25 protein-coding genes are annotated in these 25,298 nt (G+C 31.8%); 23 read left to right on the top strand and 2 right to left on the bottom strand.

Annotated elements, in window-relative coordinates:
* A complete protein-coding gene (locus AC0GLR_RS03025; protein WP_495605295.1) occupies positions 1–1,170 on the top strand; it encodes a CDP-glycerol glycerophosphotransferase family protein in 1,170 nt (389 codons plus the stop codon).
* The gene (locus AC0GLR_RS03030) at positions 1,163–2,077 is read left to right on the top strand and encodes a deoxyribonuclease IV (RefSeq protein WP_495605296.1); all 915 of its coding nucleotides are present in this window, start codon (positions 1,163–1,165) and stop codon (positions 2,075–2,077) included. The genes AC0GLR_RS03025 and AC0GLR_RS03030 overlap by 8 nt, the downstream gene beginning before the upstream one ends.
* Before the next feature lie 5 nt (positions 2,078–2,082).
* Here the strand turns inward: AC0GLR_RS03030 and AC0GLR_RS03035 are convergent, their stop codons facing one another.
* Positions 2,083–2,892, bottom strand: a complete 810-nt coding sequence (locus AC0GLR_RS03035; protein WP_495605297.1) for a pyruvate, water dikinase regulatory protein — start codon at positions 2,890–2,892, stop codon at positions 2,083–2,085.
* A 162-nt stretch (positions 2,893–3,054) separates the two neighbouring features.
* On the opposite strand from AC0GLR_RS03035, the gene rpsU reads away from it, so the two are divergent.
* From rpsU to AC0GLR_RS03100, 13 genes are all read left to right on the top strand, one after another.
* On the top strand, positions 3,055–3,249 hold the full coding sequence (rpsU, locus tag AC0GLR_RS03040) for a 30S ribosomal protein S21 (protein WP_054646141.1): 195 nt from the start codon (positions 3,055–3,057) through the stop codon (positions 3,247–3,249).
* Between the two features lie 68 nt (positions 3,250–3,317).
* Entirely contained in the window at positions 3,318–3,761 is a 444-nt protein-coding gene (locus AC0GLR_RS03045; RefSeq protein WP_495605298.1) for a GatB/YqeY domain-containing protein, read from the top strand.
* 103 nt (positions 3,762–3,864) lie between these two features.
* On the top strand, positions 3,865–4,836 hold the full coding sequence (locus AC0GLR_RS03050; protein ID WP_495605299.1) for a PhoH family protein: 972 nt from the start codon (positions 3,865–3,867) through the stop codon (positions 4,834–4,836).
* 14 nt (positions 4,837–4,850) lie between these two features.
* Entirely contained in the window at positions 4,851–5,333 is a 483-nt protein-coding gene (gene ybeY, locus AC0GLR_RS03055; RefSeq protein WP_495605300.1) for an rRNA maturation RNase YbeY, read from the top strand.
* Complete coding sequence (locus AC0GLR_RS03060) at positions 5,317–5,727, top strand: diacylglycerol kinase family protein (protein WP_495605301.1); 411 nt, start codon at positions 5,317–5,319, stop codon at positions 5,725–5,727. Before ybeY ends, AC0GLR_RS03060 begins: the two co-directional genes overlap by 17 nt.
* Positions 5,728–5,743: 16 nt before the next feature.
* Positions 5,744–6,658 (top strand): GTPase Era, encoded by a 915-nt coding sequence (era, locus tag AC0GLR_RS03065; protein ID WP_495605411.1) that lies wholly within the window; start codon positions 5,744–5,746, stop codon positions 6,656–6,658.
* Positions 6,659–6,672: 14 nt separating this feature from the next.
* Positions 6,673–7,443 carry a DNA repair protein RecO gene (gene recO, locus AC0GLR_RS03070; protein ID WP_495605302.1) on the top strand — a complete coding sequence of 257 codons (771 nt, stop codon included), beginning with the start codon at positions 6,673–6,675 and terminating at the stop codon, positions 7,441–7,443.
* A 279-nt stretch (positions 7,444–7,722) separates the two neighbouring features.
* Positions 7,723–8,700, top strand: coding sequence for a glycine--tRNA ligase subunit alpha (gene glyQ, locus AC0GLR_RS03075; RefSeq protein WP_495605303.1), 978 nt, complete (start codon positions 7,723–7,725; stop codon positions 8,698–8,700).
* On the top strand, positions 8,700–10,778 hold the full coding sequence (gene glyS / locus AC0GLR_RS03080; RefSeq protein ID WP_495605304.1) for a glycine--tRNA ligase subunit beta: 2,079 nt from the start codon (positions 8,700–8,702) through the stop codon (positions 10,776–10,778). The genes glyQ and glyS overlap by 1 nt, the downstream gene beginning before the upstream one ends.
* A 35-nt stretch (positions 10,779–10,813) precedes the next feature.
* The gene (dnaG, locus tag AC0GLR_RS03085) at positions 10,814–12,652 is read left to right on the top strand and encodes a DNA primase (RefSeq protein ID WP_495605305.1); all 1,839 of its coding nucleotides are present in this window, start codon (positions 10,814–10,816) and stop codon (positions 12,650–12,652) included.
* 14 nt (positions 12,653–12,666) lie between these two features.
* Complete coding sequence (gene rpoD, locus AC0GLR_RS03090) at positions 12,667–13,872, top strand: RNA polymerase sigma factor RpoD (RefSeq protein ID WP_495605306.1); 1,206 nt, start codon at positions 12,667–12,669, stop codon at positions 13,870–13,872.
* A 66-nt stretch (positions 13,873–13,938) separates the two neighbouring features.
* Positions 13,939–14,637, top strand: a complete 699-nt coding sequence (locus tag AC0GLR_RS03095; RefSeq protein WP_495605307.1) for a tRNA (adenine(22)-N(1))-methyltransferase — start codon at positions 13,939–13,941, stop codon at positions 14,635–14,637.
* Positions 14,630–15,439, top strand: coding sequence for a Nif3-like dinuclear metal center hexameric protein (locus AC0GLR_RS03100; protein WP_495605308.1), 810 nt, complete (start codon positions 14,630–14,632; stop codon positions 15,437–15,439). The genes AC0GLR_RS03095 and AC0GLR_RS03100 overlap by 8 nt, the downstream gene beginning before the upstream one ends.
* A gap of 40 nt (positions 15,440–15,479) precedes the next feature.
* On the opposite strand, the gene AC0GLR_RS03105 is transcribed toward AC0GLR_RS03100, so the two are convergent.
* Positions 15,480–15,668 carry a DUF2929 family protein gene (locus AC0GLR_RS03105; protein WP_495605309.1) on the bottom strand — a complete coding sequence of 63 codons (189 nt, stop codon included), beginning with the start codon at positions 15,666–15,668 and terminating at the stop codon, positions 15,480–15,482.
* A 129-nt stretch (positions 15,669–15,797) separates the two neighbouring features.
* On the opposite strand from AC0GLR_RS03105, the gene dnaE reads away from it, so the two are divergent.
* From dnaE to AC0GLR_RS03145, 8 genes are all read left to right on the top strand, one after another.
* A complete protein-coding gene (dnaE, locus tag AC0GLR_RS03110) occupies positions 15,798–19,145 on the top strand; it encodes a DNA polymerase III subunit alpha (protein ID WP_495605310.1) in 3,348 nt (1,115 codons plus the stop codon).
* 117 nt (positions 19,146–19,262) lie between these two features.
* Positions 19,263–21,023 carry a pyruvate kinase gene (pyk, locus tag AC0GLR_RS03115; protein ID WP_495605311.1) on the top strand — a complete coding sequence of 587 codons (1,761 nt, stop codon included), beginning with the start codon at positions 19,263–19,265 and terminating at the stop codon, positions 21,021–21,023.
* A 98-nt stretch (positions 21,024–21,121) separates the two neighbouring features.
* Positions 21,122–21,985 carry a CvfB family protein gene (locus AC0GLR_RS03120; protein ID WP_495605312.1) on the top strand — a complete coding sequence of 288 codons (864 nt, stop codon included), beginning with the start codon at positions 21,122–21,124 and terminating at the stop codon, positions 21,983–21,985.
* An 11-nt stretch (positions 21,986–21,996) separates the two neighbouring features.
* Positions 21,997–22,884 (top strand): site-specific tyrosine recombinase XerD, encoded by an 888-nt coding sequence (gene xerD, locus AC0GLR_RS03125; RefSeq protein ID WP_495605313.1) that lies wholly within the window; start codon positions 21,997–21,999, stop codon positions 22,882–22,884.
* 22 nt (positions 22,885–22,906) lie between these two features.
* A complete protein-coding gene (locus AC0GLR_RS03130; RefSeq protein WP_495605314.1) occupies positions 22,907–23,269 on the top strand; it encodes a riboflavin biosynthesis protein RibT in 363 nt (120 codons plus the stop codon).
* Positions 23,256–23,981, top strand: coding sequence for a segregation and condensation protein A (locus AC0GLR_RS03135; protein ID WP_495605315.1), 726 nt, complete (start codon positions 23,256–23,258; stop codon positions 23,979–23,981). The genes AC0GLR_RS03130 and AC0GLR_RS03135 overlap by 14 nt, the downstream gene beginning before the upstream one ends.
* Positions 23,978–24,526 (top strand): SMC-Scp complex subunit ScpB, encoded by a 549-nt coding sequence (gene scpB, locus AC0GLR_RS03140; RefSeq protein WP_495605316.1) that lies wholly within the window; start codon positions 23,978–23,980, stop codon positions 24,524–24,526. The genes AC0GLR_RS03135 and scpB overlap by 4 nt, the downstream gene beginning before the upstream one ends.
* A gap of 21 nt (positions 24,527–24,547) precedes the next feature.
* Complete coding sequence (locus tag AC0GLR_RS03145; protein WP_495605317.1) at positions 24,548–25,282, top strand: pseudouridine synthase; 735 nt, start codon at positions 24,548–24,550, stop codon at positions 25,280–25,282.
* Positions 25,283–25,298: the final 16 nt, after the last annotated feature.

Raw genomic sequence — 25,298 nt, forward strand, 5'->3', positions numbered from 1 at the left:
ATGAAGTTTATTTATGTTTGGTTTATACGAATTATTTCAGCATTGTTTTATTTCAGGCCAAAAAAGAATGTTTATTATATTATGAGCTATGACAGTAATTTACATTTACTTAAACGGATTGCAGCAGAACTTCCTGATGGACAAAAATTAGTGGTTTTTTACAATCCACGAGTTTTGGTAGCTGCGTACGATTTAAAAGCATTTGGGATCAAAGCTATTCCATTGAAAAATAGTTTTGGTTTTGCTTTATTGCATATTCCCAGATTAATGACTGCTCGTTTGGTCTTTTGTGATAATTATTATGCTTTTATGGCCGGAATTTTACCATCCAAAAATATGAAGATTGTTCAATTATGGCACGCGGATGGAACTATTAAATGTTTTGGTTTTGAAAATCCAGGAAATATGCATGAATCGTTTTTTAAAAAACATCGTCATCAAACTTTTTATAATCACATTGATAACTTTGTAGTGGCATCCAAAGCTATGGGGCACGTTTTCCAAAATAGTTGTCGTCAAAGTTTTGATAAGATGAAATTTTTAGGATTTACCAGGTCTGATCGTTTGTTTAGTGAGCGTTGGATTAATACTGTACGGAATCGTGTTTATTTAGCTAACCCAGAGCTAAAGGGGAAACGAGTTATATTATATGCTCCAACATATCGTCCTGGAAATAGTGTTAACCCTCCTCAAGGAACTATCGAAGCTTTAGCATCTGATCCCAATGCAATGGTTGCTGTTAAGTTATATCAAGAAGTTGATCGAAATAAACTTAAATTAGATCAATTTAATCATAAAAACGTTCGAATTTATGATGAATTCTCAATCACTGACTTGATGACAATTGCTGATACTTTTGTTACGGACTACTCTTCGTATGCATTTGATTTTAGTTTATTGCCCCAAGCAAAATCAATGTTGTTTTTTATGTATGATATGAAAGATTATGAAAATAATCCAGGGATTCAAAAAGGATTTGAAAACTGGCTTCCTAGTAAGCCTATTACAAAGGTTTCAGAATTAGCCCAAGCAATTAAAGCTCATGAAACCATGAATTTTGATAAATTTAATCAAATGTGGAATACGTATAATGATGGGAAAGCATATAAACGAGTGATTGATAAATATGTACTTTGCCACGACAACGCCGCGGAGGATCATGATGAATAACAATGAATTTTTGATAGGATCGCATGTAAGTATGAAAGCGCCTAAAATGTTTTTGGGTTCAGCTGAAGAAGCAAAAAATGATGATGAAAATGTATTTATGGTTTATACAGGTGCTCCTCAGAATTCAAGACGGAAACCGATTTCAGAATTGAATATTCCTGCTGGAAAAGAATATATGCAGAAAAATGATTTGAGAGAAGTCGTAGTACACGCTCCATATATTATTAATTTAGGTAATACAAAAAAACCACAAAGTTTTCACTTTGCAGTTGATTTTTTAAAAGAAGAAATTAAAAGAGCGGATGCGATGGGTGCTACACAGATTGTATTACATCCTGGATCACATGTAGGTGCTGGCGTTGAAGCAGGATTACAGCAAGTTATTAAAGGTTTAAATGAAGTTATTACACCTGGCCAAAATGTACAAATAGCCCTTGAAACCATGGCTGGGAAAGGTACTGAGCTAGGAACGACTTTTGAACAGCTTGCTGAAATAATTGCCGGAGTGGATTTAAATGATAAATTATCAGTAACTTTTGATACTTGTCATACTTATGATGCTGGATATGATGTTAAAAATAATTTTGAAGGGGTAATGCAGCAATTTGATCAGGTAATCGGATTAGACCGTTTAAAAGTTATTCATTTGAATGATGACAAAAATCCTATGGGAAGTCATAAAGATCGACATGCTAATATTGGTTTTGGGACAATTGGTTTTAACGCTCTAGATTATATTGCACATTATCCAAAATTGGCAGCTGTTCCTAAAATTATGGAAACTGCTCCAATTAAAATTAATGATAAAGTTAAAATTGATCCGCATAAATATGAAATTAAAATGTTACGATTACAGAAATTTGATCCCAATATGATTAAAAAGATTGAAGAGAGTGCAAATGTTTAGTTTAATTAACTATTTGTATGAAGACTTTCAGTAATGATAGTTGCTGTTTCTTCAATTGATTTGTTGTGAACATTAATGCATAAACAACCAATTTTTCGATAAAGGTTCTTGGCGTAGTCAAGTTCCTTTTTTATATTTTCAGGGTCCGAATAGGTAGTTTCGCCATCTAATCCATATTCTTTCATTCGTAACGAGCGAATTTTGTGTAACTTTGAAACAGAGTTGGTTAAGCCAAATATTTTTTTGGGATTCAAATCCCAAATTTCTTTTGGAAGCTGAATGTTAGGACCAATTGGAACGTTGGCCACTTTGAAACTTTCATTTGCCAAGTATAGAGATAGTGGAGTTTTGGATGTTCTAGATACTCCTAAAATAACAATATCTGCTTTTTTTAAGTTTTCAGGATGGCGTCCGTCATCATTGTGGACCGTGAATTCAATTGCTGCAATACGTTTGAAGTAGGCAGCGTTTAAATCATGAACTAGTCCTGGGACTTCAGCAGATGATTCATTTAATCTGTGTGAAATGATTTCAATTGGTTTTTGAATACAGCCAAAACTGGCCAACTGATTGTCCTGAGAAAATTGAGTTACCATATCACTTAGTTCTGGATTTACTAAAGTATGAAAAATGATGGCATTATTTTCTTTAGCTAGTTTAAGAATTCCGTTTAAAATCGATTTAGTTTGAATGAATGGATACTGACTAATATTCGCGTGAGCCTCTGGAAATTGAGCAGCAGCAGTTTTAGCAATCGTTGTTCCAGTTTGTCCACTCGAATCGGAAATTACAAATATATTATATGTTTGCTTCATTAATTTACTCCTTAAATTATATTATCAACTGTAGTATAAACTATTTTCAGTTAATAATAATATAAAAGTTGTCGTTGACGTACCAAATTCCATGAGTTATAATTAAATCTGTTAAGTGGAACTTACTTAATACTATTTGAGCTCGGAGGGAGGGATTTTTAAATGTCAAAAACAGTTGTTCGTAAGAACGAATCTCTTGATGATGCTCTTCGTCGCTTTAAACGTACCGTTTCAAAAAGCGGTACTCTCCAGGAATTTCGTAAACGTGAATTTTATGAAAAACCTAGTGTAAAACGTAAATTAAAATCTGAAGCAGCACGCAAACGTAACAATAAAAAGAAACGTCGTAGTTTCTAGTTAAAAAGAGCAATCGTGAGATTGCTCTTTTTTTTGGAAGTAAATTAAATATATGGGGAGATTTTAAAATGGATTTAGTACAACAATTAAATGATGATTTAAAAGATGCAATGAAAAATGGTGAAAAAGAAAAATTATCGATTGTAAGAATGTTAAAAGCAGGTATGATGAATGAAAAAGTCAAACTTGGTCATGATTTGTCAGATAGTGAAGCTGTAGAAGTAGTTAATCGTGAAATTAAGCAACATAAAGATTCAATCGAACAATTTACGGCTGGAAAACGCGATGATCTAGTTAAAGAACAAACTAAAGAATTAGATATTTTGAAGAAATATGCTCCTAAACAGCTATCTCCTGTTGAAGTTAAAAAAGTAGTTGAAGAAATAGCTAAACAACTAGGAGTTAAAAGTAAAAGTGATTTTGGAAAATTAATGGGTGCTGTAATGGGTAAACTTAAGGGTAAAGCAGATGGGAACGACGTAAAAAAGGCAGTTAATGATACTTTAAAATAAAGTTGAAAGATAATAACTCATGATTGAACCAGAAGTATAGCTTTTTTAAAGCTAGATAATATGCTAAAATTTAGGCAAATTATTACAAAGGAGATATGTTTGATTGGTTGAAAAATTTGAATATCAGAAACAAATGACACTTAATAATCCTAATGATCAAAATAATTTATTTGGGACTCAAGATTCATTTATTAATGTTTTAGAGGATGGCTTAAGTACGTCAATTCGCTACTCTAATGGAATTATTAAAATAGAAGGTCATGATGAAAAAAATGTTCAATTAACTCATGACATTCTGTTAAATATGCTTAAATTAATCCATGCTGGGATTAATTTAAACGAAAGTGATTTTGTTTCGGCACTCAATATGGCACGAAATGGTGATATTTTTGCTTTGCCAGACATATATAATCAGATTCTAATTAAAGATAATAAAGGAAAGCCAGTTCGAGTTAAGAATTTTGGTCAAAAACAATATATTCAAGCAATCAAGCAACATGATATTACCTTCGGAATTGGTCCAGCAGGAACTGGTAAAACTTATCTAGCAGTAGTAATGGCAGTAGCAGCTTTAAAAAAAGGACAAATTGATAAAATTGTTTTAACACGTCCAGCAGTTGAAGCGGGCGAAAGTTTAGGTTTTTTACCTGGTGATTTAAAGGAAAAAGTGGATCCTTATTTACGTCCTTTGTATGATTCGTTGTATGCTATCTTAGGGAAAGATCATACTGATCGTCTGTTAGAGCGTGGTGTAATAGAAATAGCACCATTAGCTTATATGCGTGGAAGAACATTAGATAATGCATTTGTTATTCTTGATGAAGCTCAAAATACGACCAATCAACAAATGAAAATGTTTTTAACTAGACTAGGATTTGGATCAAAAATGATTGTTAATGGTGATATTCAGCAAATTGATTTAAAGGGTCATGTCCCTAGTGGATTAGTTACCGTTCCTAATATTTTAAAAGACATTAAAAATATCGAAATTGTCCGTTTAAGTGCTAATGATGTGGTTAGAAATCCAGTAGTAGCTAAAATTATTACTGCTTATGAAAATCATGATAAAGCATAATCTGAGGAGTAGATATGGATTTAGAAATTAATGATATTACTAACGAAAAAGTTAATGTTAATCAACTTAAATTAATCAAAAAGATACTAGACTATGCTGCTGATTATTTAAATTTAAAAGATAATACAGAAATGTCTGTGACTTTAGTTGATAATGATAAAATTAGGGAAATTAATCATAAATATCGTGGTGTAGATCGAGCAACTGATGTAATTAGTTTTGCGATTGAAGATCAAGGTAAGGACGAGTTTCCAGTTGTTATGAGTGATGAAATGAAAGCGGAAATTCCAGAAAATCTGGGTGATATTTTTGTTAGTATGGACAAAGTTAAAGAACAAGCAGACTTTTTGGGACATTCTGAAGATCGTGAATTAGGATTTTTAATTGTTCACGGATTTTTGCATTTAAATGGATATGATCACATGGATCCTAAAGATGAAGCAGTAATGTTTCCATTGCAAAGGAAGATTTTAAATTCTTATGGACTTAAAAAATAAATATCAAACTAGTAAAAACAAAGATTTTTTACAAGCTTTAAGCCATGCTTGGGATGGATTTAAAATTATTTTCACTAAGGAAAATAATTTTAAATCCCATTTAGTTACTACTGGCTTTATTTTAGCAGCTGGGATTATTTTTCAAGTTGGTTTTAATAATTTTATGTGGTTATTGACAGCTTGTTTTTTAGTACTTAATGCGGAAGTTATCAATACGTTAGTTGAATATTTAGTGGACTTGGTATTGGGAAATAAATATGATCCTTTGGCAAAGAAAATTAAAGACGTTGCTGCAGGTGGAGTTTTATTAACTTCTCTTTTTGCAGTTATTATTGGATTGATTGTTTTTGGTCCAGTTTTAAATTCGCTATTTAAAGCATTTGTTAATAGTTAATGAAAGAAAAAGGTAAATAATGGATAAAGCAAAAGATTTTAGATCAGGATTTGTAGCGATTGTAGGGCGACCAAATGTTGGTAAGTCAACATTTTTGAATCGAGTGGTAGGACAAAAAGTTGCAATCATGAGTGACAAAGCTCAAACAACTCGGAACAAAATTCAGGGTGTTTACACCACTAAAGACACTCAAATTGTATTTTTAGATACACCCGGGATTCACAAACCTAAAAATAAGTTAGATGAATATATGGATAATTCTGCGTTGTCATCATTAAAAGAAGTAGATGCAGTTTTATTTATGGTAAGCGCAACAGAAACTAGAGGAGCCGGAGATAACTATATTATTGATCAGCTAAAAAAAGTTGATGCTCCAGTTTATTTAGTGATTAATAAGATTGATGAGATTAATCCAAATGAATTACTTCCCATTATGGATACTTACAAACGTGCTTATGATTGGAAAGATGTTTTTCCGATATCTGCTTTAAAAGGAAATAATGTTGATGATTTATTAGAGGACATTAGTAAAAATCTTCCTGAAGGACCTCAATATTATCCAGATGACCAAGTTACTGATCATCCGGAGCGTTTTATTGTTCAAGAAATAATTCGAGAAAAAATATTAGAAAACACGCGACAAGAAATCCCACATTCCGTAGCTGTCTACGTGGAAGGTATGAAACCAAATGAAAATGGGAAACTACAAATTGAGGCTTCTATTATTGTTGATCGAGTGGGGCAACGCGGTATTATTGTTGGTAAGGGTGGTGCAAAGTTAAAATATATCAGCATTGGTGCTAGACGTGAGATTGAAAAACTACTTGGAAGCAAAGTAAATCTTAAACTGTGGGTTCGTGTTCAATCTGGATGGCGCGATAAAGATAGTGCTTTAAATAATTTGGGTTATAGTGATAAGAATGACTATTAGTTAAGGTGATTTTAGTGGTAAATACTAAAAGTAAATCATTTCATGGCATTTTACTTTATCGTAAAAATTATCGAGAACGCGATATGTTAGTTAAATTTTTTACTGCTGAAGCAGGGAAAAAAATGTTTTTTATAAGAGGTGCAAGGAAAGCTAATTTTAAAATGGCTGGTGATATTTTGCCTTTTAGTTACGGAACTTATGAAGGAATTTTAAAAATGGATGGTCTTTCATACATTGATAGTTCCGATAGTGTAAAACATTTTAATCAAATTAGTGAAGATATTTATTTGAATGCTTATGCTACTTATATTATGAGTTTAATTGATGCAGCATTTGATGATGGGGTGTCCAACTCAATTTGGTTTGATAAATTATTCTATGCTCTAAATTTGATTAATAATGGCTTTGATGCACAAATTGTTACTAATATTATTGAAATTCAATTGCTTCCTATTTTTGGAGTAGCACCAGATTTTAAGCATTGTGCCGTTTGTGGTCAACAAAATAAAATTTATGATTATTCAGAAAAATATGGTGGATTAATTTGTCAAAATGATTTTCATCTTGATCCATATCGAATGCATTTGGATCAACGCACAATTTATTATTTATGTCTTTTTTCAGTTATTGATTTAAAAAAAATTGAAAATATTAAAGTAAATGAAATTACCAAAAATAAATTACGACAAGTAATTGATAAAATTTATGATAATTCAGTTGGGTTGAATCTAAAAAGTAAAAATTTTCTTGATCAGATGCGTAAGTGGAAAATTAAATCTAATTGATTAATATTCGTTGACTGTTTGTTGGATGAAAATTATAATATAATTAATTAAATATTTGACATAAATGAAAGAAGACTATTATTGATTATAATTTCAGCGAAGCCATGGTAGTGTGAGATGGTTGTTATGAGTAGTAGTTGGCGCTTTTTAAGTCAATAAGTTTCGAGTTGCTGATTAATTTCAGAAATAGGGTGGAACCGCGACTAAATCGTCCCTATGCATGAGTTTTATTACTTTTGCATAGGCTTTTTTATTTGTTTATTAAAAGGGGGATTTAAAATGGCAAAAACAATGTCGGTTCAAGATATTGCTAGTACTTTAAAATCATATTGGAGTAATCAAGGATGTATGATTATGGATGCTTATGATACAGAAAAAGGGGCAGGAACAATGAGTCCCTTTACATTTTTGAGAGCTGTCGGTCCAGAGCCTTGGAATGTTTGTTACGTTGAACCATCCAGACGTCCAGCTGATGGTCGTTATGGTGAAAATCCTAATCGATTATATCAACATCATCAATTCCAAGTTTTAATGAAACCTTCTCCAGATAACATTCAAGATTTATATATTGATTCATTAAAAAAACTGGGAATTAATCCGTTAGAACATGATATTCGGTTTGTAGAAGATAACTGGGAAAATCCATCAATGGGTTGTGCTGGTGTCGGCTGGGAAGTTTGGCTAGATGGAATGGAAGTAACGCAATTTACTTACTTTCAAGTTGTTGGTGGAATTCAAATGAATCCAGTTGCCGTAGAGATTACTTATGGAATGGAAAGATTGGCATCCTATATTCAAGATGTTAATAACGTGTTTGATTTAGAGTGGTCAAATGGAGTTAAATATGGTGATATCTTCAAAGAGCCAGAATATGAACATTCTAAATATAGTTTTGAAGAAAGTGACCAAGAAATGCTTCATAAATTATTTGATGCCTATGAAAAAGAAGCACAACGATTAATTAAAGAAGGATTAGTTCATCCCGCATATGATTATGTTTTAAAATGTAGTCATACTTTTAATTTGTTAGATGCTCGGGGAGCCGTTTCCGTTACCGAGCGAGCTGGTTATTTATCACGAATTAGAAAAATGGCACATGGAATTGCTCAGGCTTTTGTAAAAGAACGTCAAAAATTAGGATTTCCTCTAATTAAGAATGAAGCTATTCGTGAAAAAACACTTGAAGAATATGCTAAAAAAGATCAACAAGAGAAAAAAAGAAAACAAAAAAAGAATAATAAGGGGGATAAAAAATAATGACACATAATTTTCTACTTGAAATTGGGTTGGAAGAAATGCCAGCTCCTGTTGTTACCCCAAGTATCAATGAATTAGCTGAAAAAGTTGAAAAATATTTAACTGAAAATCGAATTTCATTTGATAAAGTTAAAAAGTATTCTACTCCACGTAGGTTAGCTGTTGAAATTTCTGGTTTATCAGACAAACAACCTGATATAGATGAAGAAGCTAAAGGACCAGCTAAAAAAATTGCAGTTGCTGATGATGGTAGTTGGAGTAAGGCTGCTATTGGTTTTGCTAAAGGACAAGGATTGGAACCTGATAACATTACTTTTAAAGATGTAAAAGGTACTGATTATGCATTTGTTAATAAGCACGTTACAGGGAAACCGGTTGAAGATATCTTACCGGGATTAGTTGATGTAATTAAGTCAATGAATTTTCCTACCATGATGAAATGGGGAACTAATAAGTTCCATTTTGTTCGTCCAATTAAATGGCTGGTTGCTTTATTAGATGATGAGGTAATCCCAATGCAGATTGTAAGTGTTAAATCAGGCAGAATCACTCAAGGACAACGTTTCTTGGGAAACTCCATCAAATTGAATAATGCTAATGATTATGAAGATGAGTTATTAAAACAGTTCGTAATTGCTGATGCCGATAAAAGAAAAAATAAAATTAAACATCAAATTGATACCATTGCTAAAGAAAATGATTGGAAAGTTAACATTGATCCTGAACTACTTGAAGAGGTTAATAACTTAGTTGAATGGCCAACTAGTTTTTCGGGTAAGTTTGACAAACGTTTTTTGAATATTCCTCGTGAAGTCTTGATTACTTCTATGAAAACCCATCAACGTTTTTTCTATGTCGAAAATCAAAATGGGAATTTACTACCTGATTTTATTTCAGTTCGAAATGGGAATTCTGAACACTTAAATAATGTAATTGAAGGAAATGAGAAAGTTTTAGCAGCTCGCTTATATGATGCTGAATTCTTTTACGAAGAAGATCAAAAAAATAGCATTGATTATTTTGTTAATAAGTTAAAGAATGTTAGTTTTCATGATAAAATTTCCTCAATGTATGAGAAAATGCAGCGGGTACAAGTAATTGCACAACTAATTGCTAAGCAAGTTGGGCTTAATCAAAAACAAACTGATTTATTACATCGTGCGGCTGAAATTTATAAATTTGATTTAGTAACCGGGATGGTTGGTGAATTTTCTGAACTTCAAGGTATTATGGGAGAAAAATATGCTCTTTTAAATGGAGAAGATCCAGCTGTTGCTACAGCGATTAGAGAACATTACATGCCTATCTCCGCCAATGGTAAACTTCCTGAGACAAAAATTGGTGCTATTTTAGCAATTGCTGATAAGTTAGATAGTGTTTTGACTTTCTTTGCTGCGGGAATGATTCCAAGTGGTTCAAACGATCCATATGCATTAAGAAGACAGGCAACTGGGATTGTACGCATCTTTGCACAGCAACAATGGGATTTGCCAATGACTGCTTTAATGCAAAATATAATTGATGATGAAACAAAGAAAGATGTTTTACCTAAAATTGACCAAAGTAAAGTTATTAATGATGTAGTTAAATTTATTAAAGATCGTACAAAACGATATTTAGAAGGCAAAGATATTAGTTATGACTTAATTAATGCAGCTGTTTTGTCAACCAGTACAGATATTTTTTATAATATTAAAAGTGCTGTTGTTTTAAGTCATCATCAATATGATGATGATTTTAAGTCTACTATTGAATCCTTAACTCGAGTTACTAGAATTGCTACCAAGAGTGGTTTTAACTCAAATGATCTATTTGTAGATCCAGCATTGTTTGAAAATGATTCTGAGTTAAAGATGAATGCTGCGGTTGATAAATTAAATTCAGGATTTGTGGACTTGGATGCGGATGCTGCATATACTGAATTGGCTGATTTACGCAACGTGATTGATGATTATTTTGACCAAACTATGATTATGGTGAAAGATGAAACTGTAAAAAATAATCGATTGAAAGAGTTAACTAAACTCTCAAAATTAATTAATCATTTTGCCAATGTAGAAGAAATAATGGTTAAATAATAAAACCGATAATGAGTTAGTTGGTGATGATATTCATGACTAAAATTCCTGAAGAATTTGTCGAAAAAGTACGTGAGAACACAAATATTACTGATGTGGTTGGCAAATATGTTCAATTAAAGAAATCTGGGAAGAATTATTTTGGGTTATGTCCATTTCATGAGGAAAGAACGCCCTCTTTTTCAGTCAATGAAGAGAAGCAAATTTTTCATTGTTTTAGTTGTGGACGAGGAGGAAATGTTTTTACATTTTTGATGGATTTACAAGGACTTTCTTTCCCCCAAGCAGTAGAAGCAGTTGCAAAGGATGACGGAATTGAACTTCCATCAGATGCAACCTGGAATAAAGTGTCTCCTAAACAGGCATCCGCTAAACCATTAGCAGATATTCAAGAAAAAGCTGCCAAACTTTATCATCATATTTTAATAAATACTAAACTTGGCGAGTCTGCACTTGAATATTTACATCAACGTAAAATCAGTGATGAAATGATTGAAACTTTTAATTTGGGTTTTGCTCCTGAAGATCGTGTTTTAAAGCCTTTCTTTGCGGAAAATAAAACGGATTATCAGTTATTACGTAAATCAGGTTTGTTTACTGAAAGTACTTCTGGTGATTTGCGTGATCGTTTTGTTGGTAGATTAATGTTTCCTATTAGGAATATTTCTGGAGCTACAATTGGTTTTTCTGGTCGACTATTACAAAAAAATGATGATTTACCTAAATATTTGAATAGTCCTGAAACTGAAATTTTCAATAAACGAAGAATTGTTTATAATTTTGACTTAGCTCGTCCCAACATTAGAAAAAATCATGATTTAATTTTATTTGAGGGATTTATGGATGTGATTTCTGCTTATCAAGCAGGAGTTAAAAATGGAGTTGCCTCCATGGGGACTAGTCTTACCAACGAACAGATTTATGATTTTAATCGAGTTACTGATCGTGTTTATGTTTGTTATGATGGAGATACTCCTGGACAAAAAGCTACGAATCGTGCTGTTGATTTACTTTCAAAAGAAGGCCACTTTAATGTTAGAGTAATTCAAATGCCAGACGGAATCGATCCAGATGAATATCGTCGTGAACAGGGCTCTGAAGCATTTCAAAAAGTGATTAAAAATGGTCGCGAACCAGTCATTAAGTTTAAAATTAATTATTTACGTTCGCAATATAATCTTTCTAATGAAGAAGATAAGTTAGAATATGTTAATCAAGTATTACATTTAATTGCTAAATTAAATAATCCAGTTGAACAAGATTTATATTTGAATGAAATTGCGACATCTTTGGATTTGAGTAGTAAAAGTCTAAAAGTTCAATTAACTCGTTTTCAAAAATCCTTTTCAAAGCAAAATTGGCATGAGAAAAATCAAAAATTTGATCAAAGTTTTCATCCACAAATTTTAAATAAAAATACGCAAAAATATTCTCAGGTTGAAAATGCTGAAAGACAGTTATTAAATGCAATGTTATTAGATTCTGATGTTTGGACACGAGTAAAACATATTTCGGGTTTTAATTTCATTCATGATGATTATCAACAGCTTTATATGTTTGCACAAGAATTTTTCAAAAATCATGATGAGTATGATTCAGCTGAATTCAGTGATTTTGTTGGAGAACGTAAATTACAGTCAATTTTAGCTGAAATCGAAATGAATGATGATTTTAGTCAGCATAATGATAAAGGTATTGATGATTGTGTTAAAATAATAATGGAAGATGCACCACTCAATGAACAAATCAAGCAAATTAAAGCTGATTTTGATAATGCTAAACAACTTGGTGATGAAATGCAGCAACTTAAGTTAGCAAGTGAAATTATTGAGCTTCAAAGAAAACTGCAACAACTAAAATCGTCTGAAAAGTAATGGGAGGTTATAAAATGGCAGAACGAAGAGCTAAAAAAGAAAAAGAATTAAAGAAATCTACTCCCGAACCAAAAAGTAAAACCCAAGCTAAAAAATCTAAAACTACTAAAGCATTAAAAAAAGAATTTGATAAAGATGGCTATAAAAAAGTTTTTGATGTTTTAAAAAAGAAATATAAAAAAATTGGCCATATTACCTATAATGTTCTTCAACAAGAATTACAAGTTCCATTTGATTTAAGTAAAAAACAAATGGATGAGTTGATGGAAAAAATTGAAGATTCTGGGATTAGCATTGTTGACGAAAATGGTGAACCTGATGCACGTGCTTTAAAGGCTGCTAAGAAAGTTACTCAAAAAGAACTTAAAAATGCCTCTAATTCTAAAGGGGTTAAGATTAACGATCCAGTTAGAATGTACTTAAAAGAAATTGGACGAGTACCTTTATTAACTGCTGATGAAGAAGTACAGCTTGCACTTCGAATTGAACAAGGTGATGAATCTGCTAAACAAGAATTGGCAGAAGCTAACTTGCGATTAGTTGTTTCAATTGCTAAACGTTATGTTGGACGTGGAATGCAATTTCTTGATTTAATTCAAGAAGGAAACATGGGATTAATGAAAGCAGTTGAAAAATTTGATTATCGTAAGGGATTTAAATTTTCAACATATGCTACTTGGTGGATTAGGCAGGCAATTACTCGAGCAATTGCTGATCAAGCCCGAACAATTCGAATTCCAGTTCACATGGTTGAAACTATTAACAAACTAATTAGAGTTCAAAGACAGCTACTTCAGGACTTGGGTCGTGAACCTTTGCCAGTAGAGATTGGCGCCGAAATGGATATGCCAACTGCAAAAGTAAGAAATATCTTAAAAATATCTCAAGAGCCTGTATCGCTTGAAACTCCCATTGGTGAAGAGGATGATTCTCATTTGGGAGATTTTATTGAAGATAAAGATGCTACTAGTCCAGAAGATCATGCTTCCTATGAATTATTAAAGGAACAGTTAGAAAGTGTCCTTGATACATTGACTGATCGTGAAGAAAATGTTTTACGACTTCGTTTTGGTTTAGATGATGGGAGAACTAGAACTCTTGAAGAAGTTGGAAAAGTTTTTGGAGTTACGCGTGAGCGAATCAGACAAATTGAAGCTAAAGCATTACGTAAATTAAGACATCCTTCTAGAAGTAAGCAATTAAAAGATTTCTTAGATTAATAAAAAACAGAGATCCCTTGGGGTCCCTGTTTTTTATTAATACATAGTATAGTTAGGAGTAATTAAATGGATGCTAAAAATTTATCGAAACGAATGCAAGCCGTTGCAGATTTAGTTCCATCAGCTAAAACAATCGCTGATATTGGGTCTGATCATGCTTATTTACCTGCGTATTTATTATTAAATGGGATTATCCAGTTTGCAATTGCTGGAGAAGTTAGAAAAGGACCTTTGAAAAATGCAGAACTAGAACTTGAAAGACTCCATCTTCAAGGAAAAATGGAAGCAAGACTCGGTGATGGCTTAGATGTTATTCATGCAAAAGATCAAGTAAAAGTAATCACTATAGCAGGGATGGGTGGGGAATTAATTACTAAAATCTTAGATCGAGGAACAGACAAGTTAAACTCTGAAACAATATTAGTTTTACAACCTAATGTTGATGAAAATGTTTTAAGATACTGGTTAATGAAGCATAACTTTAAAATTATTGCTGAAAATATAGTAGTTGATGCTAATCATTACTACGAGATAATAAAAGCACAGTATACTTTTGAAAAAATCTCTTATAATAAAACTGAATTGGATTTTGGACCAATTTTAAAACAACAACAAAATCCCATTTTTAAAGCAAAATGGAATCATCGTTTAAAGAAAACTAATGAAATTTTAGATAAATTAAAGAAGTCTAAAACTCATCCTGTTACTAAAATAAAAAAGTTGGAAGCATTCAAAGCTGAAATGGAGGATGTTTTAAATGACTAAGGTCAATGATATTATTACTAGATTTGAAAAATTTGCTCCATTAGATTTACGTGAAGATGGCGATCCAACTGGTTTTCAAATTGGATTAAAAAAAAATAATGTGCATAAAATGATGACTACTTTAGATGTACGGCCAGAAATAGTTCAAGAAGCGATTGATAAGCATGTTGATTTTATTTTTGCTCATCATCCAGTAATGTTTCGACCAGCAAAAAATTTGGATTTGTCAAATCCACAAAATAAGATGTATGCCGATATTTTAAAGCACAATATTACCGTGTATGCTGCTCATACAAACTTAGATAATGCTAATGGTGGTATGAATGACTGGCTAGCGGAAGCAATAAAATTGCAAAATATCAAAGGATTAGTTTTGCATGATACTGATATTAATGGAATCAATCATTATATGGGTCGGATTGGTAATTTATCGCATTCTATGAGTGTGCGAGAATTAAGCGAATTATGTAAGAAAGAGTTTGGAATTTCTGGATTGCGGGTAGTTGCTAATGACGTAAATCGCTTGATTAAGCGAGTAGCTATTTTGGGTGGAAGTGGTGGAAAATTTTATTCTACTGCTTTAAAAAAAGGCGCAGAATTGTATATTACTGGGGATCTTTATTATCATACTTCTCAAGATATGTTAGCTTATGGACTAGATGCCATCGATCCCGGTCACCATATTGAAAGTATTTGTAAAATTAAATTACAGACAATATTTCAAAAGTGGAATCAAGAAAATGATTGGAAAATTGAAATAATTGCTTCTGATATTAATACAGATCCATTTACATTTGCATAAAAAAAGAGTCTGATTTAAGTATCAGACTCTTTTAATTTATTTAAGGCTTCATTACTAATTTGAGTAAGTTAACTCCGAAAATAGCGATTATAGCTCCAACAATTGCAACATCAATTGCAATTGTTTTAGAAAAGGGAACTTGGACTAAAGCTGACCCAATATAACCAATAATTTCTCCGTAAACAATACCCCAAAATAAAGTTGTTAAGTTAGCAGCAATTATTCTCATCGTATTAACACCCCTTACTTAATAGTAGTTTATCACTATTTTTCTCAAATGCAATTAAGTCGTGCCTATCAAGCAAAAGTAATTTATTTGTTATAATTGAAATAATATAAATGAAAGGGAGCGTTGCTAATGTCATACTCTTTATTGCAAAACATTAGTTCTTATAGTCTATTGCAAAGCACTAATACTTTACCGAAACTGGTTAATACTGCTAAAGAAAAAGGATATACAGCGCTTGCTTTAACGGATAAAAATGTAATGTATGGATCAGTTGCGTTTTACAAAGAAGCTAGTAAGCATGGTATTAAACCAATTATTGGATTGACATTATCAGTTCAAGGAACGTTTCTTTCAGAACATTCTTTTGATTTGGTTCTACTTGCTAAAGATCAAATTGGATATCAAAATTTAATGCGATTATCGACCTTGGCTATGACAACTAATTCACCACTTAAATTAAAACAATTGGGGGAATTATTACATCATTTGTTTGTTTTGTTACCTGAAACTAGTGAAGCCAATATCTTAATTACTTATGATCGAGTAAAAGATGCAACTTCTAATATCAATGATTTGAAACAATTAGCAGATGCTAATGCGGTAAAGCTAGGAATTACTGATGATTTTAAAAATAATCAATTACAACAAAAAAAGGAACTAAGCCAAAATACACAAATTGATTTAGTAGCATTAAACTCGGTCTCTTATTTAAAAGCACATGATTATTTTAATACGAAAGTTTTAAAAGCTATTGAAGCTGGGACAGTTTTGAATAATATTCCTGAACAAAAAAATGATTTAGGACATGATTGGTTAAGAACCAAAGACGAAACTGAAAACCGTTATTTAAATCATGACTTAAAATCCGCTTTAAACATAAACAAAGAGATTGTGGAGGCGTGTAATGTTACTATTCCTAAAGAACAGCCTCAATTACCCCACTTTGAAAATCCTACTCATGAATCTTCAGCTGAATATTTACGGGAATTATGTGAAGATGGTTTAAAAAAGATTATCAAACAACATCCTAAACAAAAAGTAGAATATCAAGATCGACTAAAGCATGAACTAGATGTTATTAATCGAATGGGTTTTGATGATTATTTTTTGATTGTTTGGGATGTAGTTAATTTTGCACATACTCATAACATTTTAACTGGACCCGGCAGAGGTTCTGCTGCAGGATCATTGGTAGCTTATTGTTTAAAGATTACCGATGTTGATCCGATTGAATATGATTTGTTGTTTGAACGTTTTTTAAATGAAGAACGAGCACAAATGCCTGATATTGATTTAGATATTCCTGATGACAAACGTGATGAAATTTTGCAATATGTTCATGAAAAATACGGAAATGATAGAGTGGCCCAAATTATTACATTTGGAACTTTAGGTGCTAAACAATCAATTCGTGATGTTGGAAGAGTATTTGGAATGACACCTGGTGAAATGTCTGAATGGAGTAAGGCAATTCCTGACCATCTTCATGAAACTTTAAGCAAAGCATTTCAAGAGTCGCAAAAGTTAAAAAATATTGTTGCCGATCAAAAAATCAATTTAACCTTATTTGAAACTGCTAATGAATTAGAAGGATTGCCAAGACATTATTCTACACATGCAGCGGGTTTGATTTTAAGTGACAAACCAATAGTTGAAAAGGCACCATTACAAAATGGAAATGACGGATTATTGATGACTCAATATTCTAAATATTATGTTGAAGACGTTGGTCTTTTAAAAATTGATTTCCTAGGTTTGCGTAATTTGTCAATTATGGCCAACATTTTAAAGATAATTCAAAAACAAGAAAAACTTGATTTTGCAATTTCTGAAATCAATTTAAACGATCCTAAAACATTAAAATTATTTCAAGAAGGAAAAACAGATGGAGTTTTTCAGTTTGAATCTACTGGAATAAAAAGTGTTTTAAAAAGGATGCATCCTGATAGTTTTAATTTAATTGCAGCAGTTAACGCCTTGTATCGTCCAGGACCAATGGAAAATATTGATAGTTTTATTGCTAGAAAAAATGGAAAAGAAAAAGTTGATTACCAAAACGATGCTATTAAGAAAATTTTGGGTTCAACTTATGGAATTATTGTTTATCAAGAACAAGTTATGCAGTTAGCAGCGACAATGGGTGGATTTTCTCTTGGGCAAGCCGATGTTTTAAGGCGGGCAATGAGTAAAAAACATCGAAATGAAATGGATTCTATGAAAGAACGGTTTATTAATGGTTCCATTACTAATGGCTATAGTAAAGAAACAGCAGAAACTACTTTTGAATATATTGAACGATTTGCTAGTTATGGCTTTAATAAATCACATGCGATTGCGTACAGTAAAATGGCCTTTGAACTTGCGTATTTAAAGGCTCATTTTCCAGGTCCCTTTTTTGCGGCATTACTTAACTCTGTTTTGGGTAATAAAAATAAAATCAAAAACTATATTCAAGAAGCTAAAGATGATCAAATTAAAGTTTTAACTCCTGATATTAATTACAGTAATCCAGAATTCATTTATCAAAATGAATCAATTAGATTTGGATTTAATGCTGTGAAAGGGCTTAGATCTGATTTTATTAAAGAAGTTATTCGGATTAGAAAATCGGGTGGTTTGTTTACCAGTTTGTCTGATTTTATTAATCGGATGGAAAAGAAGTTTCGTAAAGAAGATCAAATTAAAGCGCTAATTTATACTGGGGCTTTTGATAATTTTGGCTATAATCGACGGGAATTAATTGAAGCAGTTCCTGGATTAATTAATTCTGCTGAACTTTCAGGTTCGTTATTAGACTCAATTCCAGGTTTAGAGGTAAATATTAAAAGAAAAGCTGATTTTTTAGATTGGGAAAAAGTTAACTTTGAAAATGAATATCTTGGAACTTTTTTATCTGGTCATCCAGTTGAAAGATATAATGATTTAAAGGTACAAAAACATGCTTATCGTACCAATGAATTGCACAATGGGCAAAAAAATGTTTCTACAATTTTGCTTATTTCGCATATTAAAGTTATTAGAACTAAAAAAGGTCAATTGATGGCATTTATCGATGGAAGCGATCAATTTGGAACGATTGACATCACAATTTTTCCACAATTATATGCTCAAATTGGGCAATCTCTAAAGCAAAATATGGTAGTGTTAGTCCAAGGAAACGTTGAAAAAAGACGAGAATTACAAATTATTGCTGATTCAATTCAGCCTGCTGCAAATGTGGTTCATCAGATAGAAAATAAAAATGTGAAAAGTAAAAAAATGTTTTTACAGATTTCTGAAGAACAAGATAATAAAATAGTTTATGATAAGCTGAAAAACATTTTACTTGAAAATCATGGCACAATTCCAATCATTTTATATCGAAAAAAATCAAAGAAAAAACAAATTTTAGATCATAAATTTAATATTGCTTTAAACCCAAAAGTAATACAGGAATTGAGTGATTTACTGGGAAAAAACAATGTTGTAACAAGATAGTTTTTTATGAGCAATCAGCAGACATCTTTTTCTAAAAGTGATACAATGATGTTGAAATCTATTAAAAGCAAATTAAGTTTTAAACTTGATTTACATTAAAAAGGAGAGGTTTTACTTATGAAGAGAACAAAAATCGTAAGTACACTTGGACCTGCTTCAAATGACGTCGACACAATTGTTGACCTTTTGAATTCAGGTGCCAATGTTTTTCGTTTCAACTTTTCACACGGAGATCATGAAGAACATTTAGCAAGAATGAATATGGTCAGAGAAGCTGAAAAGAAAACTGGTAAAGTTGCCGGAATTATGCTTGATACCAAAGGTGCTGAAATCAGAACTACTGTTGAAAAAGGTGGTAAACTTGATTTTAAGATTGGTGACAAGTTTAGAATTTCTATGGATGACAGTCTTGAAGGTACTAAAGAAAAGATTGCTGTTACTTATCCAGGCTTATACGATGATGTTAAGGTGGGCGGACATGTTTTATTTGATGATGGTTTGCTTGATGCAAAAATCATCGAAAAAGATCCTAAAAACCACGAACTCGTTGTTGAAGTTATGAATAATGGTATTTTAGGTTCACGTAAAGGTGTTAATGCTCCTGGTGTTTCAATCAATTTGCCTGGTATCACTGAAAAAGATTCAGATGATATTCGTTTTGGTTGTGAACACGGCATCAACTATATTGCTGCTTCATTTGTTCGTAAACCTCAGGATGTTTTAGACATTCGTGCATTACTTGATGAAAAAGGAATGCAAGATGTACAAATTTTTCCTAAGATTGAGTCTCAAGAAGGTATTGACAACTTTAATGAAATTATTAAAGTATCAGATGGTTTAATGATTGCTCGTGGTGACATGGGTGTTGAAATTCCACCACAAATTGTACCAACTGTGCAAAAACGTTTGATTAAGATTTGTAATGAAATTGGCAAGCCAGTTATTACTGCAACTCAAATGTTAGATTCAATGCAAGACGAACCTCGTCCAACTCGTGCTGAGGTTTCTGATGTTGCTAATGCTGTTTATGATGGAACTGATGCAACGATGCTTTCTGGTGAAAGTGCTAATGGTGATTACCCAGTTAAATCGGTTGCTATGATGGCTAGCATTGATGAAGAAGCTGATAAACATTTCGATGAATTTGGTACGCCACGTCCTGTATTTAATGATAGCGATGTAACTGAAGCTCTTGGAGAATCAGTTGCTCGTATTGCTAAAGATATGGGGATTCACACGATTGTTGCAGCTACCGGATCAGGTTATACTGCACGCATGATTGCTAAATACCATCCAAATGCTAATATTTTAGCACTTACTTTTGATGATCGTGTTCGTCGTGGATTAACAGTTAACTGGGGTGTTTTACCAGTACTCGTTGATAAACCTGCTTCTGCTGAAGAAATGGTTAATTTAGCTGTTTCTAAGGCTGTTGAAACTGGATTAGCTAAAGAAGGCGAAGAAATCATTGTTACCACAGGTGTTCCCTTAGGTGACGAAGGTACTACTAACACAATTCGTGTTCAGTTAATTGGTGCCAAACTTGCTCAAGGACAAGGTATTGGTGATGAAACAGTGATTGGAAAAGCTGTTGTAGCTGGTGATGCTAAAGAGGCAGATGCTAAGACTGTTGATGGTAGTGTGTTAGTTGTTAAAGATACCAACAAAGATTACTTGCCAGCTATGAAAAAGGCTAGTGCAATTGTTGTTGAAAATGGTGGATTAACTTCATACGCTGCTGTTGTTGGAATTTCATTGAATATTCCAGTAATTGTTGCTGCTAACAATGCTACTAAAAATATTAAAGACGGTGAATTAGTCACTGTAGATGCTCGTCGTGGAGTTGTTTACCAAGGTAATCAATCTAAAAATGAGTAATTAATTTAATTATTTTAAAAAGACATTCGATTTTATTCGAATGTCTTTTTGTTTTGTTATAATAAGAATAACAAGTGATAAATAATTGGAGATTGAAAATGAATATAGATGATGGAACAATTATTACCGGTAAAGTAACAGATGAAAATGAGAAAGAATATTTTGTACAAAAAGTTGGAATTACTTATTCATTAAACAAAAAAGAAATTAAAAAAACTCTTAAGTTAGGTAGCAATTTTAAAGGATTTGCTTATGAAAATGAAAAACACGAAATGCAAATTACTCGGGATATTCCAGAGGTAGGAATTGATAGTTACGGATGGGGGAAAGTAGTTGGAACAAAATTTGGTTTGGGTATTTTTGTTGATATTGGATTAAAAAACAAAGATATTGCAGTTTCAATGGATGATTTACCTGATATGAAATCCCTTTGGCCCGATGTCGGAGATAAATTATTAATTGCTATTAAAAAGGATAATAAGGGAAGATTATGGGGTGAATTAGCTGACAATGAAATCTTTAAGGCTATTTCACAACCAGTTGATAACCCAAAATTAAAAAATCATGATGTTAAGGCTAGGGTAATTAACACCAAAAAAATGGGAACTCAGGTTTTGACTGATCATTATAACTTGGGTTTTATTGATAAATCTGAAGAAGAACAAGAACCACGGTTAGGTGAAGAAGTTAATGCTAGAATTATTGGACTTCGTCCTAACAAGACACTCTATTTGTCCCTTCGGCCTCGTTCTTATGAATCAATTGGAGAAGATGCAGAGATGATTCAGCGGATTTTAGAGATGAAACCTAATAATTTTTTACCATATAACGATAAAAGTGATCCAGAAGAAATTAAAAATTATTTTGGTATTAGCAAAGGACAATTTAAACGTGCATTAGGAAATTTATTGAAAAGTGGATTAGTTGAAAAAGAAACAGATGGAATCAAATTAATTAAATAATTGGTGATAAAATGCAAAATCAAGTTCAAGACTATTTACATTATTTATTAGTTGAACGAGGACTATCTGATAATTCGATTAAAAGTTATCGACAAGATTTAAATGATTTTGAAAATTATTTAAAAAAATCCCACATTGACTCTTTTGCTGCTGTTGATCAATATGAAATTTTAAGTTACTTAGAATTTAAAAAGCAGAGTGGTAAAGCTCGAAATTCAATTATTCATTCTGTTTCTACTTTACGAAAGTTTTATCAGTATTTAATGAGATTCAAACTAATAACTGAAAATCCAATGAATCGAATTGACACTCCAAAAAAGGGTACCCATTTACCAGCGGTATTAACTCAAAAAGAAGTTAATCGTTTGATGAAAATGCCAGATATTAATAATAAATACGGAATACGAGATCGAGCAGTCTTAGAAACGTTATATGCTACTGGTCTTCGAGTTTCAGAATTGGTTAATTTAAAACTTCAAGATTTGCATTTAGAAATGAATCTTATTCAAACAATTGGTAAAGGTGATAAGGAACGGATTGTCCCAATTGATGAAGTAGCAATTGATTGGCTCAAAAAATATTTAAATCAAATTCGTCCAGTATTATTAAAAAAAAGGAAATCTTCATATATATTTTTGAATGCTCATGGTAGCCAGCTTAGTCGACAAAGTGTTTGGGAAAAAATCAAACATTATGTTTCTCTAGCTGGAATTAAAAAAAATGTTACCCCTCATACCTTAAGACATACTTTTGCAACCCATTTATTAGAAAACGGTGCTGACTTAAGAACCGTTCAAGAGCTTTTAGGACACTCAGATATTTCTACAACCCAAATTTATACCCATGTTTCTCATGAGCATTTAACTAGAGAATATAATAAATATCATCCCCGTGCCTAATAAGATTTTTCTAGGAGGATTTATGCTTTATAAATATCAAAAAGATAACGAAAAAATTGTTTTAGGGATTTTATCGCTTTCAAAGCGTAATAATAATGTGAAATATTTAAAACAAGAACTTAATTGGTATAATGACTCGGATCAGCGAAATGTCTATTTATGGAACGATCAGTTTAATAATTGGTCGGGAGTGATCGGAATAGAAAAGTATAAATCATGTGTAATAATAAGACATATCATTTTGACACCAGATTCCAATACAGTTTTTAATGTTTTTCGTGTTCTAGATGGTATTCAAAAAATGTATCCTGGGGAAATGATTATGGGCACATTAGAAACTCAAGATTTTATTACTAAATGGGAGCGTAATAATGAGCGAAGATAATTTAAATATTCATTTAAATGATTTCGATGGACCCTTAGAATTATTATTACACTTGATTAAACAATCAAAAATGGATATTTATGATATCGATATCAAGGATATTACTGAGCAATATGTCAACTATTTAAACAAAATGAAAAAAATGCGAATTGAAATTGCTGGAGAGTTCTTTGTGTTGGCGGCTAATTTAATGCGGATAAAATCACAAATGTTGTTAGCTGAAGAAATAGATGATGATTACGAGGAAGATCCTCGAGAAGAGTTAGTGACTCAACTAGTTGAATATAAAAGATATAAGCAGGCAGCCTATGAATTGAAGCAACGAGAAAAAGAGCATAATAAAATGCATTCAAGGAATTTATTGGTAAATAATAAAAATATTGCCATTGAAACTGATGAATTTCAAATAAATATCTTACAAAATGCTTGGAATAAAATTAAACAAAGACAACAAAGCAATTTAGATCTCCCAATTGAGCAAATTAATGAATGGAATTATGAAATTAATACTCAAATTAAAATAATTGAAGAATATCTTTGCAATAGTTCTAGTAGCGAAATAAAATTTTCTAATTTATTTACAGTAGACAGTCCTATTGAGGAATTGATTACTGATTTTTTAGCATTATTGACAATGGTTAAAAATAAAATTGTAAGAGTATTTCAACAGAGCGATGATTCTGATATTACAATTAAAGGTGTTGAAAAATGACTTTGAGGAATAAAATTGAAGCATTGATTTATGTTTCTGGGGATCAAGGAATTACAATCAAAAAATTACAAGAAATAACTAATGCGTCAAGTGCTGCTATTCGAGAAAATATTGTAAATTTAACTTTGAATTATGAAAAATCTGATTCTGCTCTTTGTATCAAACAAAATGGTAACATAGTGCAAATGGTGACCAAACCAGATTTTGATTCTTTAATTCAGAAATATACTAAGGACAATGGTTCGTTACTGACTCAATCGGCTTTAGAAACATTGACAATTGTTGCTTATAAGCAACCTGTTACCAGAATTGAAGTTGACGAAGTACGTGGAATTAATAGTTCTGTCTCTCTGCGAAATTTATTGAGTTTCGGTTTAATTAGGATTAAAGGAAAAACTGATGATCCTGGCAGCCCAAGTTTATATATTACAACTGACTTATTTTTAAAAGCATTTGGATTAAAAAGTATTTCTGAATTGCCAACTTTATCTGAAGATAATGAAACATCTTTTGAAAATAATAATGAGATGTTTGATAAACAATAAAATCAATGGAGGATCATAATAATGAATGATCGATTACAAAAAGTAATGGCTCATGCAGGAGTGGCTTCTAGACGGGCGTGTGAAACGTTAATTGAAACTGGGCATGTCAGAGTTAATGGATCTGTAGTTACTACTTTAGGAGTTAAGGTTAATAATAATGATCGAATTGAAGTAGATCGTGTACCAATTAATAGGGAAACACCAGTTTATTTTGTTTTAAACAAACCTAGGGGAATTATTACATCTGTTAAAGATGAAAAAGATCGAAAAACCGTTATAGATTATTTTAAGCATAAAGTTACTGAACGAATTTATCCGGTTGGAAGGTTAGATTATGATACTAGCGGGGTATTATTGTTAACGAATGATGGCAATTTAGATTATTTGTTAACTCATCCAAAACATGAGATTAAAAAAACGTATATTGCAAAGGTGGATGGTATTCCTGATGAAAAAGATTTGGATCGAATTCGCAAAGGTGTTAAATTAGAAACAAATGTTAAAAGTGCACCAGCAGAAGCTAAAATGCTTAAAAAAGTTGGTGATAATGAACATAGTGGATTAATTGAGTTAACAATTCATGAAGGGAAAAATCACGAAGTAAAAAAAATGTTTAATGCAATTGGACATCCGGTTGAGAAGCTTAAAAGAACTAATTTTGCCGGAATTGAAGTTGGAAAACTTGAACCGGGTCAATGGCGTCCTTTGAAAAAGCGTGAAGTTCGTGATTTGTTTGAACTAGTTCAAAGTAAATAAGAATATTGAATAAAAT

Source organism: Fructilactobacillus sp. YLN 2412 (assembly GCF_059488745.1).

Coding starts and splice junctions, on each gene's coding strand:
- scpB (WP_495605316.1), top strand. CDS start 23,978: ATGACTTTGAGGAATAAAATTGAAGCATTGATTTATGTTTCTGGGGAT.
- AC0GLR_RS03120 (WP_495605312.1), top strand. CDS start 21,122: ATGAATATAGATGATGGAACAATTATTACCGGTAAAGTAACAGATGAA.
- AC0GLR_RS03105 (WP_495605309.1), bottom strand. CDS start 15,668: ATGAGAATAATTGCTGCTAACTTAACAACTTTATTTTGGGGTATTGTT.
- rpoD (WP_495605306.1), top strand. CDS start 12,667: ATGGCAGAACGAAGAGCTAAAAAAGAAAAAGAATTAAAGAAATCTACT.
- AC0GLR_RS03095 (WP_495605307.1), top strand. CDS start 13,939: ATGGATGCTAAAAATTTATCGAAACGAATGCAAGCCGTTGCAGATTTA.
- AC0GLR_RS03130 (WP_495605314.1), top strand. CDS start 22,907: ATGCTTTATAAATATCAAAAAGATAACGAAAAAATTGTTTTAGGGATT.
- AC0GLR_RS03135 (WP_495605315.1), top strand. CDS start 23,256: ATGAGCGAAGATAATTTAAATATTCATTTAAATGATTTCGATGGACCC.
- xerD (WP_495605313.1), top strand. CDS start 21,997: ATGCAAAATCAAGTTCAAGACTATTTACATTATTTATTAGTTGAACGA.
- AC0GLR_RS03025 (WP_495605295.1), top strand. CDS start 1: ATGAAGTTTATTTATGTTTGGTTTATACGAATTATTTCAGCATTGTTT.
- dnaE (WP_495605310.1), top strand. CDS start 15,798: ATGTCATACTCTTTATTGCAAAACATTAGTTCTTATAGTCTATTGCAA.
- pyk (WP_495605311.1), top strand. CDS start 19,263: ATGAAGAGAACAAAAATCGTAAGTACACTTGGACCTGCTTCAAATGAC.
- AC0GLR_RS03145 (WP_495605317.1), top strand. CDS start 24,548: ATGAATGATCGATTACAAAAAGTAATGGCTCATGCAGGAGTGGCTTCT.
- AC0GLR_RS03030 (WP_495605296.1), top strand. CDS start 1,163: ATGAATAACAATGAATTTTTGATAGGATCGCATGTAAGTATGAAAGCG.
- AC0GLR_RS03100 (WP_495605308.1), top strand. CDS start 14,630: ATGACTAAGGTCAATGATATTATTACTAGATTTGAAAAATTTGCTCCA.
- glyS (WP_495605304.1), top strand. CDS start 8,700: ATGACACATAATTTTCTACTTGAAATTGGGTTGGAAGAAATGCCAGCT.
- glyQ (WP_495605303.1), top strand. CDS start 7,723: ATGGCAAAAACAATGTCGGTTCAAGATATTGCTAGTACTTTAAAATCA.
- AC0GLR_RS03060 (WP_495605301.1), top strand. CDS start 5,317: ATGGACTTAAAAAATAAATATCAAACTAGTAAAAACAAAGATTTTTTA.
- ybeY (WP_495605300.1), top strand. CDS start 4,851: ATGGATTTAGAAATTAATGATATTACTAACGAAAAAGTTAATGTTAAT.
- rpsU (WP_054646141.1), top strand. CDS start 3,055: ATGTCAAAAACAGTTGTTCGTAAGAACGAATCTCTTGATGATGCTCTT.
- AC0GLR_RS03035 (WP_495605297.1), bottom strand. CDS start 2,892: ATGAAGCAAACATATAATATATTTGTAATTTCCGATTCGAGTGGACAA.
- AC0GLR_RS03045 (WP_495605298.1), top strand. CDS start 3,318: ATGGATTTAGTACAACAATTAAATGATGATTTAAAAGATGCAATGAAA.
- dnaG (WP_495605305.1), top strand. CDS start 10,814: ATGACTAAAATTCCTGAAGAATTTGTCGAAAAAGTACGTGAGAACACA.